General features: G+C 68.2%; 23 protein-coding genes and 1 pseudogene. All 24 read right to left on the bottom strand.

The genetic code is table 11. The features are described 5' to 3' along the window. Positions 1 to 98 precede the first annotated feature (98 nt). Positions 99 to 725: a 30S ribosomal protein S4 gene (gene rpsD / locus ACFY3L_RS26130; RefSeq protein ID WP_033357645.1), complete on the bottom strand. Its 627-nt coding sequence runs from the start codon at positions 723 to 725 to the stop codon at positions 99 to 101. A gap of 2 nt (positions 726 to 727) precedes the next feature. Next, on the bottom strand, positions 728 to 1,138 hold the full coding sequence (rpsK, locus tag ACFY3L_RS26125; protein WP_033357646.1) for a 30S ribosomal protein S11: 411 nt from the start codon (positions 1,136 to 1,138) through the stop codon (positions 728 to 730). A 41-nt stretch (positions 1,139 to 1,179) separates the two neighbouring features. Continuing rightward, entirely contained in the window at positions 1,180 to 1,560 is a 381-nt protein-coding gene (rpsM, locus tag ACFY3L_RS26120) for a 30S ribosomal protein S13 (RefSeq protein WP_033357647.1), read from the bottom strand. A 180-nt stretch (positions 1,561 to 1,740) separates the two neighbouring features. After that, positions 1,741 to 1,857: a 50S ribosomal protein L36 gene (gene rpmJ, locus ACFY3L_RS26115; protein ID WP_014687778.1), complete on the bottom strand. Its 117-nt coding sequence runs from the start codon at positions 1,855 to 1,857 to the stop codon at positions 1,741 to 1,743. A 75-nt stretch (positions 1,858 to 1,932) separates the two neighbouring features. After that, on the bottom strand, positions 1,933 to 2,154 hold the full coding sequence (infA, locus tag ACFY3L_RS26110; RefSeq protein ID WP_007073013.1) for a translation initiation factor IF-1: 222 nt from the start codon (positions 2,152 to 2,154) through the stop codon (positions 1,933 to 1,935). 187 nt (positions 2,155 to 2,341) lie between these two features. Continuing rightward, positions 2,342 to 2,863 carry a DUF1707 domain-containing protein gene (locus ACFY3L_RS26105; RefSeq protein ID WP_389329113.1) on the bottom strand — a complete coding sequence of 174 codons (522 nt, stop codon included), beginning with the start codon at positions 2,861 to 2,863 and terminating at the stop codon, positions 2,342 to 2,344. Positions 2,864 to 3,038: 175 nt separating this feature from the next. Beyond that, complete coding sequence (gene map, locus ACFY3L_RS26100) at positions 3,039 to 3,878, bottom strand: type I methionyl aminopeptidase (RefSeq protein WP_389329110.1); 840 nt, start codon at positions 3,876 to 3,878, stop codon at positions 3,039 to 3,041. 3 nt (positions 3,879 to 3,881) lie between these two features. After that, the gene (locus ACFY3L_RS26095; protein ID WP_344501825.1) at positions 3,882 to 4,535 is read right to left on the bottom strand and encodes an adenylate kinase; all 654 of its coding nucleotides are present in this window, start codon (positions 4,533 to 4,535) and stop codon (positions 3,882 to 3,884) included. After that, complete coding sequence (gene secY / locus ACFY3L_RS26090; protein WP_389329106.1) at positions 4,535 to 5,872, bottom strand: preprotein translocase subunit SecY; 1,338 nt, start codon at positions 5,870 to 5,872, stop codon at positions 4,535 to 4,537. The genes ACFY3L_RS26095 and secY overlap by 1 nt, the downstream gene beginning before the upstream one ends. Before the next feature lie 259 nt (positions 5,873 to 6,131). Next, positions 6,132 to 6,593, bottom strand: coding sequence for a 50S ribosomal protein L15 (rplO, locus tag ACFY3L_RS26085; RefSeq protein WP_344501827.1), 462 nt, complete (start codon positions 6,591 to 6,593; stop codon positions 6,132 to 6,134). Positions 6,594 to 6,597: 4 nt separating this feature from the next. Next, on the bottom strand, positions 6,598 to 6,780 hold the full coding sequence (rpmD, locus tag ACFY3L_RS26080; RefSeq protein ID WP_033357651.1) for a 50S ribosomal protein L30: 183 nt from the start codon (positions 6,778 to 6,780) through the stop codon (positions 6,598 to 6,600). Between the two features lie 2 nt (positions 6,781 to 6,782). Next, on the bottom strand, positions 6,783 to 7,406 hold the full coding sequence (gene rpsE, locus ACFY3L_RS26075; protein WP_344501828.1) for a 30S ribosomal protein S5: 624 nt from the start codon (positions 7,404 to 7,406) through the stop codon (positions 6,783 to 6,785). A 14-nt stretch (positions 7,407 to 7,420) separates the two neighbouring features. Next, positions 7,421 to 7,804, bottom strand: a complete 384-nt coding sequence (gene rplR / locus ACFY3L_RS26070; RefSeq protein WP_363397606.1) for a 50S ribosomal protein L18 — start codon at positions 7,802 to 7,804, stop codon at positions 7,421 to 7,423. An 8-nt stretch (positions 7,805 to 7,812) separates the two neighbouring features. Then, a complete protein-coding gene (gene rplF / locus ACFY3L_RS26065; protein ID WP_389329102.1) occupies positions 7,813 to 8,355 on the bottom strand; it encodes a 50S ribosomal protein L6 in 543 nt (180 codons plus the stop codon). Positions 8,356 to 8,368: 13 nt separating this feature from the next. Continuing rightward, positions 8,369 to 8,776: a 30S ribosomal protein S8 gene (gene rpsH / locus ACFY3L_RS26060; RefSeq protein ID WP_033357654.1), complete on the bottom strand. Its 408-nt coding sequence runs from the start codon at positions 8,774 to 8,776 to the stop codon at positions 8,369 to 8,371. Positions 8,777 to 8,840: 64 nt separating this feature from the next. Further along, positions 8,841 to 9,026 (bottom strand): type Z 30S ribosomal protein S14, encoded by a 186-nt coding sequence (locus ACFY3L_RS26055; RefSeq protein ID WP_033342853.1) that lies wholly within the window; start codon positions 9,024 to 9,026, stop codon positions 8,841 to 8,843. Between the two features lie 13 nt (positions 9,027 to 9,039). Continuing rightward, positions 9,040 to 9,603, bottom strand: coding sequence for a 50S ribosomal protein L5 (gene rplE, locus ACFY3L_RS26050; protein ID WP_344501831.1), 564 nt, complete (start codon positions 9,601 to 9,603; stop codon positions 9,040 to 9,042). Next, a complete protein-coding gene (gene rplX, locus ACFY3L_RS26045) occupies positions 9,603 to 9,917 on the bottom strand; it encodes a 50S ribosomal protein L24 (protein ID WP_033357656.1) in 315 nt (104 codons plus the stop codon). The genes rplE and rplX overlap by 1 nt, the downstream gene beginning before the upstream one ends. Before the next feature lie 2 nt (positions 9,918 to 9,919). Continuing rightward, a complete protein-coding gene (gene rplN, locus ACFY3L_RS26040; protein ID WP_033357657.1) occupies positions 9,920 to 10,288 on the bottom strand; it encodes a 50S ribosomal protein L14 in 369 nt (122 codons plus the stop codon). A 76-nt stretch (positions 10,289 to 10,364) separates the two neighbouring features. After that, complete coding sequence (gene rpsQ, locus ACFY3L_RS26035; protein ID WP_033357658.1) at positions 10,365 to 10,646, bottom strand: 30S ribosomal protein S17; 282 nt, start codon at positions 10,644 to 10,646, stop codon at positions 10,365 to 10,367. Positions 10,647 to 10,648: 2 nt separating this feature from the next. Then, positions 10,649 to 10,888, bottom strand: a complete 240-nt coding sequence (gene rpmC / locus ACFY3L_RS26030) for a 50S ribosomal protein L29 (RefSeq protein WP_344501832.1) — start codon at positions 10,886 to 10,888, stop codon at positions 10,649 to 10,651. Further along, positions 10,888 to 11,313, bottom strand: a complete 426-nt coding sequence (gene rplP / locus ACFY3L_RS26025) for a 50S ribosomal protein L16 (RefSeq protein ID WP_360086137.1) — start codon at positions 11,311 to 11,313, stop codon at positions 10,888 to 10,890. Before rplP ends, rpmC begins: the two co-directional genes overlap by 1 nt. A 3-nt stretch (positions 11,314 to 11,316) precedes the next feature. Continuing rightward, positions 11,317 to 12,162, bottom strand: a complete 846-nt coding sequence (gene rpsC / locus ACFY3L_RS26020; RefSeq protein WP_389329098.1) for a 30S ribosomal protein S3 — start codon at positions 12,160 to 12,162, stop codon at positions 11,317 to 11,319. An 89-nt stretch (positions 12,163 to 12,251) separates the two neighbouring features. Then, positions 12,252 to 12,701 (bottom strand): annotated as a pseudogene (gene rplV, locus ACFY3L_RS26015) (50S ribosomal protein L22); the annotation flags it as partial. Between the last annotated feature and the right edge of the window lie 12 nt (positions 12,702 to 12,713).

The following is a 12,713-nucleotide window of genomic DNA, read 5'->3' as shown; positions in this document are numbered from 1 at the left end:
TTCGTTGCGCGCCCGCTATTTGACGCGCTCCGAGAAGCGCACACTGTCCGGTGCGCTTCGAGGAGGCGGAGCGACGCCCCGCCTCCGCGACATGCTGCTTACTTGCTGTAGAGCTCGACGATCAGCTGCTCCTGGACCTGGGTGTCGATGACCTGCCGCGCGGGCAGGCTGTGCACCAGGACCTTGAGCTCGCTGGGGATGAACTCGAGCCACGCCGGGACGGTCTTGCTGCCCGCGAGGCCCTGCGCGATCTGGAACGGGGTGAGCTCCCGCGACTTCTGCCGCACCTGCACGATGTCGTGCTCGCGGAGCCGGTACGACGGGATGTCGACCTTCTTGCCGTTGACCTGGATGTGGCCGTGGCTCACCAGCTGGCGGGCCGCGTCACGCGAGGTGGCGAGGCCGGCGCGGTAGACCACGTTGTCGAGGCGCGACTCAAGGATCTTGAGCAGCTCCTCACCGGTCTTGCCGGGCTTGGCCACAGCCTCGTCGAAGTAGCCGGCGAACTGCCGCTCGAGGACGCCGTAGATGCGGCGGGCCTTCTGCTTCTCGCGCAGCTGGAGCAGGTACTCGGTCTCCTTCGGCCGGCCGCGGCCGTGCTGGCCGGGCGGGAAGGGACGCGACTCGAACGGGCACTTCGGCCCGTCGCACTTGCTGCCCTTGAGGAACAGCTTCATCTTCTCGCGACGGCAGCGGCGGCAGTCAGCCCCGGTGTAACGAGCCATCGTCAGACCCTCCTGCGCTTCGGCGGACGGCAACCGTTGTGCGGCTGCGGCGTGACGTCACTGATCTGCCCGACCTCGAGGCCGACGGCCTGCAGGGAGCGGATCGCGGTTTCCCGGCCGGAGCCGGGGCCCTTGACGAACACGTCGACCTTCCGCATGCCGTGCTCCATCGCGCGGCGAGCGGCGGCCTCGGCGGCCAGCTGCGCGGCGAACGGAGTCGACTTGCGGGAGCCCTTGAAGCCCACCTGGCCGGCGGAGGCCCAGGAGATGACAGCACCGGTCGGGTCGGTGATCGACACGATGGTGTTGTTGAAGGTGCTCTTGATGTGCGCCTGCCCGTGGGCGACGTTCTTGCGTTCCTTGCGCCGGACCTTCTTGACAGCGGTCGCGCCGGCGCGAGCCTTCGGCGGCATTCTCTATGCGCTCCTAGATTGTTTTCTCTACCGACCAGCTACTACTTCTTGCCCGGCTTCTTCTTGCCGGCGACCGTGCGCTTCGGACCCTTGCGGGTGCGGGCGTTGGTCCGGGTGCGCTGACCGCGCACGGGCAGGCCCTTGCGGTGCCGGATGCCCTGGTAGCAGCCGATCTCGACCTTGCGGCGGATGTCCGCGGCGACCTCGCGGCGCAGGTCACCCTCAACCTTGAAGTTGGCCTCGATGTAGTCGCGCAGCTGCACGATCTCTTCATCGGTGAGGTCACGAGCCCGCTTGTTGCCGTCGATACCGGTGGCGGCGAGCAGCTCGATGGATCGGGTGCGCCCGATGCCATAGATGTAGGTGAGTGCGATCTCGGTGCGCTTCTCGCGCGGGAGATCAACACCAACGAGACGTGCCATAGGTGGGCGTGCTCCTTGCGTGTGCGGAGGTCTGAGCCCGCTCCACTCCCGTCTGCCCACAGACGGGCCCCGGCCTCCGACCGGGGGTGCAGCCCACGCGCTCCGCACGCATCGCGCGCGGTGGCCCGGGGCTGGAACGGGCTAAAACATGGTGGTGCAGTGGATCCGCGGCGCTGGGACTCAGCCCTGGCGCTGCTTGTGGCGCGGGTCAGTGCTGCAGATGACCATGACCCGGCCATGCCGCCGGATGATCCGGCAGTTGTTGCAGATCCGCTTGACGCTCGGCTTGACCTTCACGGTTTGCCTAACTCTCGCTGCGCACCCCTACATGGGAGCGACAGTCCCGACCGTTTCCTGGGAACCGACACCGATTTACTTGTAGCGGTAGACGATGCGCCCGCGAGTCAGGTCATAGGGCGACAGCTCGACGACCACTCGGTCCTCGGGCAGGATGCGGATGTAGTGCTGCCGCATCTTCCCGCTGATGTGCGCCAAGACCTTGTGGCCATTGGCGAGCTCCACCCGGAACATCGCGTTCGGGAGTGGCTCGATCACTCGGCCCTCGATCTCGATGGCCCCGTCTTTCTTCGGCATGTCCTCCGCTACCTGACGATCGGGTTGGGTGTCGACGCTCGCATCCTTTTCACGGGCCCTGTTGGAGGACCCGCGCCAGCCGCGGCTCAGGCCTGCCACTAGAAGCGCGTGGGGGCATGCCTGAGTGGACGCTTTGCGCCAATGGGCGAGTCTACGCGCGGTGAGCGCGATGCACCAAATCGGGGTCTCAATCCCCGCGCCGCTGCCGCCTTCGCTCCCGCTTCAGCTCCCGGGCGGCGTCCGGCCCGCCCGCGAGATAGGTGCTCACCGACGTCGCGAGCAGCACCGCGCCGAGCGGCCCGGCGACCCACATCGGCCAGAAGTACACCGCGTCGCCCTTGGAGATGCTGACCAGCGCCCAGATCACCACGTTGACGGTGACGGCGATCAGCCACCCGCTCCAGATCCCGAGCAGCCAGTGCGGCTGCCGCCCGAACTGGCCCTTGGTCCCGGACCCGGCCGGCGCGGGCGCCGCCGCATACCCGCTCGACGGCGCCACCGCGCTGCTGTCCACGGGCCGGAAGCCGGGCAGGTCGCTGAGGATCACGTCGAGGTCGCCATACGTCCGCGCGGCATAGGTGTCCTTCAGCCGCTCGTCGTATTCGCCGAGGGACAGCCGCCCCTCGTCGACCGCGGCCTTGAGCCGCTCGGCCACGAACTGCCGGTCGACGTCGGCCGCGCGCAGGTGCTCCCGCCGGTCCACCGCCATTGCCACCCTCCCCGAGACGCGTTCCCCGGGAAGAAGCATCCCATCCGCGCACGCCGTTCTTCCACCCTGGGCCGCCACGGTACGACTGCCGCTCACCCTCGCCGTCTCCGTGATCCGGAAGACTTGTTGCTGCTCTGGCGACAAGAAGTCTTCCGGATCATGAGAGACCCGACGGCTAGGCGCTGACCTGCTGGCGGGCGGTGACGAGCTCGCCGAGGCGGGAGCGGCCGCCGTCGGGGGCGGTGAGGACCCAGACGCCGTCGTCGCAGATGGCCATCGTGTGCTCGACGTGGGCGGCGATGGAGCCGTCGACCGTCACCACGGTCCAGCCGTCGTCGAGCTCGGCGACCTTCGGCTTGCCCTTCGTGATCATCGGCTCGATGGCCAGGGCCATGCCGGGGCGCAGCGCGGGGCCCTTGCCGGGGCGGCCCGAGTTCTCCACGAAGGGGTCCTGGTGCATGGCGCTGCCGATGCCGTGGCCGCCGTAGCCGTCGACGATGCCGTAGCGGCCGGCCTTGCGGACGGCGGACTGGATCGCGAAGGAGATGTCGGTCAGGCGGCCCTTGCCGGAGCGGACGCCGCGGGCGGCGGCGGCGATGCCGGCCCACATCGCGTCCTCGGCGACGGTGACGAGCCGGCGCAGGTCGTTGCTGATCTCGCCGACGCCGACCGTGATGGCCGCGTCGCCGTGCCAGCCGTCCAGCTCGGCGCCGCAGTCGATCGAGATCAGGTCGCCGGCCCGCAGGATCTGCCGGGCGCTGGGGATGGCGTGGACCACCTGGTCGTTGACCGAGGAGCAGATCGAGGCCGGGTAGCCGTGGTAGCCCTTGAAGGACGGGATGGCGCCGGCGGCCCGGATCGTCTCCTCCGCGATCGCGTCCAGGTCGGCGGTGCTGACGCCGGGCGCGACCGCGGCCCGCATGCGGGCCAGGGCGTCGGCGACGACGAGACCCGCGCGGCGCATGTGGCCGATCTGCTCAGGGGTCTTGAGCTCGATCTCGACCTGGTGCGCCACGGGTCAGCCGCCGTAGGAGCGCAGAGCGTCGATCGCGCGGACCGTGATGTCCTCGACCGGCCCGGTGGCGTCGATGCCCACCAGCTTGCCCTGCGCGCCGTAGTAGTCGACGAGGGGCGAGGTGTCCCGGGCGTAGACCTTCAGCCGCTCGGCGATCGTCTCGGCCTTGTCGTCGTCGCGCTGGAAGAGCTCGCCGCCGCACCGGTCGCACACGCCCTCGTGGGTCGGCGCGTCGAACTCGACGTGCCAGATCTTGCCGCAGCCGCGGCAGGTCCGGCGGCCGGAGAGCCGCCGGATGACCTCTTCGTTCTCCACGACGAGCTCGAGCACGATGTCGAGCCCGGTGCCGAGGTCGGCGAGGAGCTTGTCGAGGGCGTTGGCCTGCGGGACGGTGCGCGGGAAGCCGTCGAGGAGGAAGCCGTCGGCAGCGTCGCCCTCCGACAGGCGGTCGGACACCATGTTGATGGTGACCTCGTCGGGGACGAGCTGGCCGGCGTCCATGTAGCGCTTCGCCTCGACGCCGAGCGGGGTGCCCTGCCCGACGTTGGCCCGGAAGATGTCGCCGGTCGAGATTTTGGGCACGGCGAGGTGCGCGGCGATGAACTCGGCCTGGGTCCCCTTGCCCGCCCCGGGGGGACCTACCAGCACCAGCCTCACTACCGGAGGAACCCTTCGTAGTTGCGCTGCATGAGCTGGCTCTCGATCTGCTTCACCGTTTCGAGGCCCACACCAACAATAATGAGCACCGCGGTGCCGCCGAACGGGAAGTTCTGCAGAGCCTGTCCGCCACCGACGACCCCGATGAGCAGGTTGGGCAGGATCGAGATGATGCCCAGGTAGAGCGCGCCGGGGAGGGTGATGCGGCTGAGGATGAAGTCAAGGTACTCGGCGGTCGGCTTGCCCGGCCGGATGCCGGGGACGAATCCGCCGTACTTGCGCATGTTGTCCGCGACCTCGGTGGGGTTGAACGTGATCGACACGTAGAAGTACGTGAAGAAGATGATCAACAGGAAGTAGAGGATGATGTGCGCCGGCTTGTCCTGGGCGACGATGTTGCGCTGGATCCACAGGACGGTCTTGTTGGTCGTGTCCGCCCCGGCGAACCTGGTGATCAGGTCCGGCAGGTAGAGCAGCGACGAGGCGAAGATGACCGGGATGACGCCCGCCTGGTTGACCTTCAGCGGGATGTAGGTCGACGTCCCGCCGTACATGCGGCGGCCGATCATGCGCTTCGCGTATTGCACCGGGATGCGACGCTGAGCCTGCTCCAGGAAGACGACGAAGGCGATGACGACGACCGCGAGGCCCACGATGACGAAGAACGTGGTCTTGTCGTCCTGGAAGATCGAGAGGCCCTCGTTGGGGAGCCGGGCGGCGATCGAGGTGAAGATCAGGACGGACATGCCGTTGCCGACGCCGCGGTCGGTGACCAGCTCGCCGAACCACATGACCATGCCGGTGCCGGCGGTCATCGTGATGACCAGCGCGGTCAGGATCAGCCAGTGCGGGATCTTGCCGGTGTCCGGGATGACCGGGAACTGGGTCTGGTCGCACGCGCCGTTGAAGAGCTGGCCCGACTGCGCCAGGGCGATGATCGCCGAGGCCTGCAGGACACCGAGCCCGAGGGTGAGGTAGCGCGTGTACTGGGTGATCTTCGCCTGGCCGGACTGGCCTTCCTTGCGCAGCTGCTCCAGGCGCGGGATCACGACCGTCAGCAGCTGCAGGATGATGCTCGCGGTGATGTACGGCATGATGCCGAGCGCGAAGACTGAAAGTTGCAGCAGCGCGCCACCGGAGAACAGGTTGAGCAGCGTCGCCACGTTGCTCTTGTCACCGCTCTCGACGATGTCGAGGCACTTCTGCACGTTGCCGAACGACACGCCGGGGCTGGGGAGCGTGGCACCCACCCGGTACAGCGCGATCATGAGCAATGTGAACAAGATTTTGTTGCGCAGGTCAGGCGTGCGAAACGCGCTGGCAAAGGCGGAGAGCAACGTTCTTCCTCCTGCGCAAGGCGGCCGGTCGGCCGACGAGGTGGGGTCCTGGTGGTGCGTTTGGTGCGAGTGGTGCGACTGAACGGCTGAGCAGAGTGTGGTACTGCGCAACGGACTCTAACAGGATGCCCGCAGCACATCACGCCCCGGCGATCCCTCAGCTTTTCAGGTGGTCCTTCGGGTGGTGCTCCGGCTGCCCTTGAGGCGCCGCGTGGCGCCCACCAAAAATGCTCCGGTGGACGCCACGGTAGCTCGTTCTCTACTCCGCTGCGGAACCGCCGAGCAGCGTGGCCGATCCGCCCGCCGCTTCCAGCTTCTCCTTGGCAGTCGCACTGAACTTGTGCGCACTGACCTGCAGCTTTACTCCGCCGAGCTCCCCGTCGCCGAGGACCTTGACCAGCTCGCCCTTGCGGACGGCGCCAGCGTCGACGAGCTCGTCGACCCCGATGGTGCCGCCCTTCGGGAACAGCTCCGCGAGGCGGGCCAGGTTGACGACCTGGAACTCGATGCGGTTGCGGTTCTTGAAGCCCTTGAGCTTCGGCAGGCGCATGTGGAGGGGCATCTGCCCACCCTCGAACGCCGCCGAGATGTTCTTGCGGGCCTTGGAGCCCTTGGTGCCACGACCGGCGGTCTTACCCTTGGAGCCCTCACCGCGACCCACACGGGTCTTCGCGGTCTTGGCGCCCGGGGCGGGCCGCAGGTGGTGCAGTTTGATCGTCATCGGATTACTCCACCTCTTCCACGGTGACCAGGTGCGTCACGGTGTGGATCATGCCGCGGATCTCCGGACGGTCTTCCTTGACGACGACGTCGCGGATCCGCTTCAGGCCGAGCGAACGCAGCGTGTCCCGCTGGTTCTGCTTGGTGCCGATCTCGGACCGGATCTGGGTGACCTTCAGACGCGCCATGGTCATGCACCGACCCCGGCCCGCTGGGCCAGCATGGCCGCCGGAGCGACGTCCTCGACCGGCAGACCGCGACGGGCGGCCACGGCCTCCGGCGCCTCGAGCTTCTTCAGCGCCGCCACCGTCGCGTGGACGATGTTGATCGCGTTCGAGGAGCCGAGGCTCTTGGAGAGCACGTCGTGGATGCCCGCGCACTCCAGGACGGCACGCACCGGGCCACCGGCGATGACGCCGGTACCGGCGGAGGCCGGCTTGAGCAGCACGACGCCCGCGGCGTCCTCGCCGATCACCGGGTGCGGGATCGAGGCCGCGATCCGCGGCACCTTGAAGAAGTGCTTCTTGGCCTCCTCGACGCCCTTGGCGATGGCCGCGGGCACCTCCTTGGCCTTTCCGTATCCGACGCCGACGGTGCCGTCGCCGTCACCGACGATGACGAGGGCGGTGAAGCTGAAGCGACGACCACCCTTCACGACCTTGGCGACACGGTTGATCGCGACGACCCGCTCGAGGTGCGGGGTCTTCTCGGCGGGCGCGTTGCCGCGGCCGCCTCCTTCGCGACGATTCTCGCGACGGCCGCCACCTTCGGTGTTCCCACCGGACCCGCCGCCCCTGCGCTGAGGACCAGGCATGAACGTTCCCTTTCCTAGAATTCGAGTCCGGCTTCGCGGGCGGCGTCAGCCAGGGCCGCGATGCGGCCGGCGTAACGGTTTCCGCCACGGTCGAAGACGACCTTGCCGACACCCGCGGCCTTCGCCCGCTCGGCGAGGAGGGTGCCGACCTTGGTGGCCAGCGCCTTCTTGTCACCGTCGGTGCCGCGGATGCTCGCGTCGAGCGTCGAGGCCGAGGCCAGCGTGTGGCCCTTGAGGTCGTCGACGATCTGCGCCGTGATGTTCCGCAGCGAACGGGTGACGACCAGGCGCGGACGCTCGGCGGTGCCACTGACGTGCTTGCGGATGCGGAAGTGCCGGCGTGCGCGCCCGACTCGGCGCGCCGCGGCGGTGCCGCCTGCGTTGCGGCGCTTGAGCAGCGTGGCGCTCACTTCTTGCCTGCCTTTCCAGCCTTACGGCGGATGACCTCGCCCTGGTACTTCACGCCCTTGCCCTTGTACGGCTCCGGCGGGCGGATCTTGCGGATGTTGGCGGCGACCTCGCCCACCTGCTGCTTGTCGATGCCGGCGATGTGGAACAGCGTCGGCTTCTCGACGGTGAACGTGATGCCCGGAGGGGGCGTCACGAGCACGGGGTGGGAGAACCCGAGCGCGAACTCCAGGTCGGCGCCCTTCGCGGTGACGCGGTAACCGGTGCCGGCGATCTCGAGGCTCTTGCGGTAGCCCTCGGTGACGCCGGTGACCATGTTCGCGATGAGCGTGCGGGTCAGGCCGTGCAGCTCCTTGGCCTTGCGCTCGTCGTTGGGGCGAACGACGGTGAAGGAGCCGTCGTCGGCCTTCTCCAGCGTGATGGGGTCGGCGATCGTGTGGTTCAGCTCGCCCTTGGGTCCCTTGACGGTGACGACCTGACCGTCGACCCGCAGGTCAACGCCGGCGGGCACCGCGATGGGCTTACGTCCGATTCGAGACATTGAAGGCTCTCCCTTACCAGACGTAGGCGAGGACTTCCCCGCCCACCCCTCGCTTGCGGGCCTGCCGGTCGGTGAGCAGCCCTTGGGACGTCGAGATGATGGCCACACCCAGGCCACCGAGCACGCGCGGCATCTCCACCGACTTCGCGTACACCCGGAGACCGGGCTTCGAGACGCGGCGGATGCCGGCGAGGCTGCGCTCGCGGCTCTGGCCGTACTTGAGTTCAACGATCAGCGTCTTGCCGACCTTGCCCTCTTCCGGCTCCTGAACCTGCCACGAGGACACGTAGCCCTCGGACTTGAGCACCTCGGCGATGTTCGCCTTGATCTTCGAGTAGGGCATCGACACCCGGTCGTGGTACGCCTGGTTGGCGTTGCGCAGACGCGTCAGCATGTCTGCGATCGGGTCGGTCATGGTCATTGCTTTGTCAGCCTTTCTCGCCGCGGTTCCTCGCCGCTGTGGGCGGGCCTACGGCGAAGGAGGTTTACCAGGAGGCCTTGGAGACGCCGGGCAGCTCGCCGCGGTGCGCCATCTCACGGATGCACACGCGGCACAGCCCGAACTTCCGGTACACGGCCTTGGGCCGGCCGCAGCGCTGGCAGCGGGTGTAAGCGCGGACCGCGAACTTGGGCTTCGCGGCGGCCTTGAGAATGAGGGCCTTCTTCGCCATTGGTCAGTTCTCCCTAGTTCTCACGGAAGGGGAAGCCGAGCAGCTTGAGCAGCGCGCGACCTTCCTCGTCCGTGCGAGCGGTGGTGACCACGGTGATGTCCATCCCTCGCGGCCGGTCGATGCGGTCCTGGTCGATCTCGTGGAACACCGACTGCTCGGTGAGACCGAAGGTGTAGTTGCCGTTGCCGTCGAGCTTGCGCCCGTCCAGACCGCGGAAGTCGCGGATACGCGGCAGCGCGATCGACAGCAGCCGGTCGAGGAACTCCCACATGCGGTCGTTGCGGAGGGTGACCTTCGCACCGATCGGCATGCCCTCACGCAGCTTGAACTGCGCGATGGACTTGGTCGCACGACGGATCTGCGGCTTCTGGCCGGTGATCGTGGCCAGGTCGCGGACCGCACCGTCGATCAGCTTCGAGTCGCGAGCCGCCTCGCCGACGCCCATGTTGACGACGACCTTGACGACCCCCGGGATCTGCATCACGTTGGCGTACTTGAACTGCTCCTGCAGCTTGCCGGCGATCTCGTCGCGGTAGCGCTGCTTGAGGCGCGGGTTCACCTTGTCGACCGTCGTCATCACAGATCCTTACCGGAGCGACGCGACGTGCGGGTCTTGACGCCGTCCTCGTCGATGCGGGCACCGACGCGGGTCGGCTTGTTGTCCGAGTCGATCACCATCACGTTGGAGACGTGGATGGCGGCTTCCTGGGTCACGATGCCACCGGTCTTCGAGCCACGCTGGGTGGTGCGGATCCGGGTGTGCTTCTTGACGCGGTTCACGCCCTCGACGATGACCTTGTCCTCGCGCGGGAGGGCGGTGAGGACCTTGCCCCGGGTGCCCTTGTCCTTGCCCGCGATGACCAGGACGGTGTCGCCCTTTTTGACCTTCATGGTTACAACACCTCCGGCGCGAGCGAGATGATCTTCATGAAACGCTTGTCCCGGAGCTCACGCCCGACCGGGCCGAAGATGCGGGTACCACGGGGGTCACCGCCGTCCTTGATGATCACGGCGGCGTTCTCGTCGAACCGGATGTAGGACCCGTCCGGCCGGCGCCGTTCCTTGGTGGTCCGGACGACGACGGCCTTGACCACGTCACCCTTCTTCACGCCGGCGCCCGGGATGGCGTCCTTCACGGTGGCCACGATGATGTCGCCGATGCCTGCATAGCGGCGACCCGAGCCACCGAGCACACGGATGCACAGGATCTCCCGGGCACCCGTGTTGTCGGCGACGCGCAGCCGCGACTCCTGCTGAATCACGCTTGTCTCCTAATGTCTGCCAGTTCTCGGCACCGGCGCTTCGAGGGCCGGTGCCGAGCTTGGCGGAACGACGGCCTTACTTGGCCTTTTCGAGGATCTCCACGACCCGCCAGCGCTTGGTGGCGGACAGCGGCCGGGTCTCCATGAGCAGCACCCGGTCGCCGATGCCACACGCGTTCTGCTCGTCGTGCGCCTTGAGCTTGTTGGTGCGGCGCATGACCTTGCCGTACAGCGGGTGCTTGACCTGGTCCTCGACCGCCACGACGACGGTCTTGTTCATCTTGTCGCTGACCACCAGGCCCTCGCGGACCTTGCGGCGGCCGCGCACCTCGGTGCTCTCGGTCGTCTGCTCGCTCATGCTCATGCCACCTCAGCCACAGCGTCGGGCGCGGCTGAGAGACCCAGCTCGCGCTCGCGCATGATCGTGTAGATCCGGGCGATGTCCTTGCGGATGATCTGCAACCGCCCGTGGTTGTCCAGCTGGCCGGTGGCCGACTGGACGCGGAGGTTGAACAGCTCCGCCTTCGCTTCCCGAAGCTTCTCGACCAGGCTCTCGTCGGACAGCTCGCGCAGCTCGGTCGCCTTGATTCCGGCGGCCATCAGACATCAGCCCCTTCACGCGTGACGATCCGGCACTTCAGCGGAAGCTTGTGGATCGCGCGGCGCATTGCCTCGCGGGCGATCTGCTCGTTCGGGAACGACATCTCGAACAGGATCCGGCCCGGCTTGATGTTGGCCACCCACCACTCGGGGGAGCCCTTACCGGAGCCCATGCGGGTCTCGGCCGGCTTCTTGGTGATGGAGCGGTCCGGGAAGATCGTGATCCAGACCTTGCCGCCACGACGGATGTGCCGGGTCATGGCGATACGGGCCGACTCGATCTGGCGGTTCGTGATGTACGCGGGCTCGAGGGCCTGGATACCGAACTCGCCGAAGACCACGCGGGTGCCGCCCTTGGCCGGGCCGTGACGGTCCGGGTGGTGCGGCTTGCGGAAGCCCTTCGGGGGCTTACGAGGGATCAGCATTCGTCAGCCCTCCTGGGACGTCTCTGCCGGTGCTTGCTCCACCGGGGCGGCCTCGGGGGTCACCTCGGCGGCCTGGGCCGCGGCTGCGGCACGGCCGGCCTCGGTGCCACCGGCCGTCGTGCCGGAGGAACCGGAGCGCCCGCGACGCGGCCGCTCGGGCCGGTCGGTGCGCTCGCGACGGCCACCGCGCGGAGCGGCGGCCTCGGCCGGCGCCTCGCGACCCGGAACGGCGTCGCCCTTGTAGATCCAGACCTTCACGCCGATGCGGCCGAAGGTGGTACGGGCCTCGAAGAAGCCGTACTCGATGTTGGCCCGCAGCGAGTGCAGCGGCACGCGACCCTCACGGTAGAACTCCGTGCGGCTCATCTCCGCGCCGCCGAGGCGGCCGGAGACCTGCACCCGGATGCCCTTGACGAGCGTGTTCTTCATCGCGGACTGCATCGCCTTGCGCATCGCGCGGCGGAAGCTGACCCGGCTGGACAGCTGCTCGGCCACGCCCTGCGCGACGAGCTGCGCGTCCGACTCGGGGCTCTTCACCTCGAGGATGTTGAGCTGCACCTGCTTGCCGGTGAGCTTCTCGAGCTCGTTGCGGATGCGGTCGGCCTCGGCGCCCTTGCGGCCGATGACGATGCCCGGGCGGGCCGTGTGGATGTCCACGCGGACCCGGTCGCGGGTGCGCTCGATGTCGACCTTGGCGATGCCGGCGCGCTCCAGGCCCTTGGACATCATCCGGCGGATGCGGACATCCTCGGCGATGTAGTCCTTGTAGAGCTTGTCGGCGTACCAGCGGGACTTCCAGTCGGTGCTGATGCCGAGCCGGAACCCGTGCGGGTGAACCTTCTGACCCATTACTCGGTCCCTTCCTCGGCGTCAGCCTTCGGCGTCGCCTTCGTGGCCTTCTTCGCCGGAGCGGCCTTCTTCGCCGCGGGCGCCTTGACCTCGTCGGTCTCGTCGGTCTCCGGCGTCACGGCCTTCGCCGCCCTGGTCGCCTTCGCCACGCCGGCCTTGGCCGCGCGGGCCTGGCTCGCGGGGACGCTCTCGACCACGATGGTGATGTGGCTGGTCCGCTTGCGGATCCGGTACGCGCGACCCTGCGCCCGCGGACGGAACCGCTTGAGCGTCGGGCCCTCGTCGACGTACGCCTCGGCGACCAGGAGCGAGTCCGGGTCGAGCCGCTCGTTGTTCTCTGCGTTGGCGATGGCGCTCGCCAGCACCTTGTACACCGGCTCGCTCGCCGACTGCGGGGCGAACTGCAGCACCGTGAGTGCGTCGCGCGCGGGCAGGCCGCGGACGAGGTTCACCACCCGGCGGGCCTTCATGGGCGACACGCGCACATGGCGCGCGATCGCCCGGGCACCGGGCAGCGCCGCCGCTGCTTTTGTTGACATCGGGAAATCCCC

This window comes from Dactylosporangium sp. NPDC000521 (assembly GCF_042898305.1).
Taxonomy (GTDB): domain Bacteria; phylum Actinomycetota; class Actinomycetes; order Mycobacteriales; family Micromonosporaceae; genus Dactylosporangium.
Note: the sequence above shows the minus strand (reverse complement) of the source record. Positions and strands in the feature narration are given on the sequence as shown.